The organism is Limosilactobacillus difficilis, assembly GCF_947387495.1.
Taxonomy (GTDB): domain Bacteria; phylum Bacillota; class Bacilli; order Lactobacillales; family Lactobacillaceae; genus Limosilactobacillus; species Limosilactobacillus difficilis.
Genome location: NZ_CANDNU010000073.1, coordinates 1 through 3,858, shown reverse-complemented (window position 1 = coordinate 3,858; position 3,858 = coordinate 1). Strand labels below are relative to the sequence as shown.

The following is a 3,858-nucleotide window of genomic DNA, read 5'->3' as shown; positions in this document are numbered from 1 at the left end:
TATGCGATGCTAGAATGTTTTTATTGAAACTAAATGCCATTTCCTGTACAGTTTTCATTATAGAGTCCTCTTTTTTTTATAGTGTCTTTTGGTCGAGTTAACTATACCAGAGCTGAGGCTCTTTTTCTGCACTTAAAAGGTGAAAACGCAAAATCCCCATCAAGCACTTGAATCATGTGTTTGATGGGGATTTTGGAGTTTCTGGTGAATAATTCAGGCTTATTTAAGTCGTTTTAGGTTTAATTTTTATTTTAAAAAATTGGTAATCAAAAGCAATCGAGAAAAAATCTATAGACCTCTATATTGATGAGTACCAAACTGATTTCTTAACTCAAAAATTTTATTTGGTTTCACTAAACGTGCGTCAAAACACAGATCCCGGCCATATCAAAGCACGGGCCTACGAATGCCATAGTCAGGAATCCGCGGGCTCGTGCTCTGATATTTTGGAACCTAGACGAGTTGTGTCCCACTCTATTTCAAAAAACCGTGTTCCAATATCCGGTACTCGCTGCGAATCTGCTGAATAAAGGGCTCAAAGTCCTCAATATCAGCCTCAGGATGTTCTGTCATGAACTTCTGTGAATCAGCAAATACCTGATTAGTGACCGCATTGAGTAAACGCTGTAAGTCAGCCTGGTCAATATCATCGCGAATAGGCATTCGATCCAGGACTGGTTTTTCCAACAAATCCACTGACATTGTGGTTTGAGTTTGCCAGTACTGGGCCATTTCTGCTTGTACATCGTCTGGTAGTACACTCATCTCCGAAAATGAACGGATAGAAAGCCGAAACTCATCTGGATACTCTAGTTGTAAACTAATTTTATACCGTAAAGCCCGTGAAATCATGTCGCTCAAATCCTGTGCATCCTGCCACACTTTAAAATCGGCAACATCAGTTAATCGCTCAATGACATACTGTACCGTTGCCAAAAACAGGTGGCCCTTGTCGCCAAAGTAACGAAAAACAATCCCCTTTGAGACGTCTGCGGCCTTGGCAATATCAGCCGTTTTGGCCTGTTGATAGCCTTCCAGCGCAAAAATATGGGTGGCACTTTGCATGATTCGGCTAACTTTGGCCGGATCCTTGGGTACATCTGGACGAACACTTAACATAACGGGCTCCTTTCAAGATATTGATTAATTTTCCACCAAATCACGTCGCTTGTAAAGACCGTAACCAACGAGAATCAAAATAACACTGAGTAAAACTAGCCAGCCAACCTGATCCCAAGCCACTGCCTTTAATGGGACCTTATTGATCCACCCGTAAGGTGTTAGTCTTTTAGTCCATTCTGGGAAGTCCAGCAAACCACCAAGGTAAATCGATAGGAGCCCGTACACTGGAATGATCCAGGCTACTTGTTGGTAACGTGGTAACAGGCCCAATAAGACGGCAATTACCCCAACGATTACCAACACACTGGGTGCGAAGCCCCAAAATGACCGCATCAACCGAGCGATACTAATCGCGTGTTTGGCACCTTGACCACCAAGGGCCATGCCAAAGGTTCCAGCAAAAAGGGTCAGTAGCCCTGACACAGCGCCGACTAATGTATATGCACCAAATAAATGAAATCGTGATACGCTCCGAGCGTGCATGGCCTCTAGCCAACCCTTCTGTTCGTCACTGTTGAGCCGTAACATGGCCGCAATTGCTGGCACCGACGCACCGATCGCCATAACCACACTCATCATCGCCGCAAACTGTAACGTCATGGTTTTCCCAACTGACGCCGCGGCAGCCGGACCGATAATCTTGGCCACCATAGGACTGCTATGCATCATATCGCCAATCGTATTAAACAAGGTTCCCATGCTCGTCCCGTAAATTGCAATCCCAATGACCCAAGCGATTAAACTCGTCCGTTCTAATCGGAAAACCAGACTAATTGGACCAGTCAACAAACGACTTGCTTTGCCACGGCCTGGACGATCTGGTAACAGGCCTGAACCCAAGTCGCGTTCTGCACTGACAACAAAGGTTATCATCAACGCAATTACTGCTAACCCCAACATCATGACGATTGGTGACACTCGGTTCTTACCATAAGGATCAATTTTTTCAACCCAACCAAAAACCGTCCACCAAGTATATTTCACATTTTGAACATCTGTCATCGCTCTTAAAATGTACAATAAGCCAAGCAAGCTGTAACTCATCGTCGTCGCACCACGGGCGTTACTGGCAAATTGTGAGAGCAGCAATGTCAGTGCACCAAACATCATCCCAAATGCTGCTAGGCCAAAACCAAACAGCCAATTTCCGCTAGTGTCAGCGCCAGACATGTTAATACCCTGAAGTGTAGCGCCCATTAACAGTCCTGAAATAACGTTAACAATGATCAACTCATAAAGCGTTGCTAACAACGAACTTTGACGGCCGACACTGTGAGCGCGCACCATTTCTAACACACCGTTATCCTCTTGAGTCCGGGTGTTTCGAATCGCAAAAAAAATGTTCATGATTGCCAGAAGTAGGCCGGTAAATACCATCATCGATGCCGCAAAAATTGATGCAGTGGTATACGGCTTTACTGCTGTGAATGGTCCGAATAGTGCCGCCATAGATGGCGTATTCAAGGCAGTGACGAGTGATGCCACCTGCTTATCATCACCACTCAGGCCAATAATTTTGCTGGCACCTGACCCAACGCCGCCAACGATTCCAAGCAACCAGATAATGATGGCGATTCGATCACGACGCAGATACATCCGCGTTAAATATCCCGTCTGTGCCGTTCGATTACTTTGTGTCATGACCCTCAGCTCCCTCCGAGTTGTAGTAGCGCATGAATAAATCTTCAAGTGTTGGTGGCGTACTTTGTAACGTCACGATACCACGTTGAGCGAGGTCACTCATAACCGCTCCAACCTGTGCTGTATCCACTGCAAACGTTGCTTTATTGTCAACTGACTGGTCGGCTGTAAAACCATGCACACCCGCAAGTTTTGCAATTGGCGCAACGTCCACCTGTGTTTCCACGGTAATCTGAGTTCGTGTCAGTTGCCGCATCTCTTCCAAAGTACCAGTTTCGACAATTTCACCCGCTCGAATAATACCAATTCGGTCACACATCCGCTCAACTTCTGACAGGATATGACTGGAAAGTAAGACACTCTTACCCTGTTGTTTTAATGCTAGAACGTGCTTCTGGAAAATTTCTTCCATGAGTGGATCTAACCCACTAGTTGGTTCATCAAAAATATATAAGTCGGCATCCGTTGAAAAAGCGGCAATTAGTGCGACCTTCTGCCGATTTCCCTTTGAATACGTCCGCGATTTTTTCTTTGGATCCAATTCAAACTCTTTGATGAGTGCATCCGTTTTGGCAGAGTGTTTTTGATGATTGAGTTTCAATAGAAAGTCAATCATTTCACCACCGGTTAAGTTAGGCCACAAGTAGACATCACCAGGCACATAGGCCAGCCGGTTATGAATCGTGACCGCTTTAGACCAGACGTCCTGGTTAAAAATTTTGGCGGTACCACCGCTGGCCTTTAAAATACCGAGTAGTACTCGAATTGTCGTTGATTTCCCAGCCCCATTCGGTCCGATAAAGCCAAAAACTTCACCCGCTTGCACGTCAAAGGTAATGTCTTTTAACGCCTGAAATTTACCAAAGTGTTTCTGTAAATGCTCGATACTTACAACTGTTTGTGTCATGTTTGTCCCCTCCCAAAGTCGCGGTCTTAAGCCGTCGAACGAGGTATATTTATGATTGCAAACAGAGTATACATCTCATTGACTAGTAAGTCAATGACTAGCGGGTCAAGACATAATGGGCGTTATAGTCAGTAGCTTCTTGATTGCCATAAGTGTCAGAATGGGTTGAATCAATATCAATAATGGTG

3 protein-coding genes are annotated in these 3,858 nt (G+C 44.9%); all 3 read right to left on the bottom strand.

Features of this window, described 5'->3' with window-relative positions; translation table 11 throughout:
- Nucleotides 1-474: 474 nt before the first annotated feature.
- Genes QOR82_RS08835 through QOR82_RS08825 form a run of 3 tightly spaced genes read right to left on the bottom strand, consistent with a single transcriptional unit; the run spans nucleotide 475 to nucleotide 3,670 of the window.
- Entirely contained in the window at nucleotides 475-1,119 is a 645-nt protein-coding gene (locus QOR82_RS08835; RefSeq protein ID WP_152728962.1) for a TetR/AcrR family transcriptional regulator, read from the bottom strand.
- Nucleotides 1,120-1,143: 24 nt separating this feature from the next.
- Complete coding sequence (locus QOR82_RS08830) at nucleotides 1,144-2,763, bottom strand: ABC transporter permease (protein WP_034994364.1); 1,620 nt, start codon at nucleotides 2,761-2,763, stop codon at nucleotides 1,144-1,146.
- Complete coding sequence (locus QOR82_RS08825; RefSeq protein ID WP_034994366.1) at nucleotides 2,750-3,670, bottom strand: ABC transporter ATP-binding protein; 921 nt, start codon at nucleotides 3,668-3,670, stop codon at nucleotides 2,750-2,752. Before QOR82_RS08825 ends, QOR82_RS08830 begins: the two co-directional genes overlap by 14 nt.
- Between the last annotated feature and the right edge of the window lie 188 nt (nucleotides 3,671-3,858).

What these genes read in the sequence shown, in the direction of transcription:
- QOR82_RS08835 (WP_152728962.1), bottom strand. Translation starts at nt 1,119, where the DNA reads ATGTTAAGTGTTCGTCCAGATGTACCCAAGGATCCGGCCAAAGTTAGC.
- QOR82_RS08830 (WP_034994364.1), bottom strand. Translation starts at nt 2,763, where the DNA reads ATGACACAAAGTAATCGAACGGCACAGACGGGATATTTAACGCGGATG.
- QOR82_RS08825 (WP_034994366.1), bottom strand. Translation starts at nt 3,670, where the DNA reads ATGACACAAACAGTTGTAAGTATCGAGCATTTACAGAAACACTTTGGT.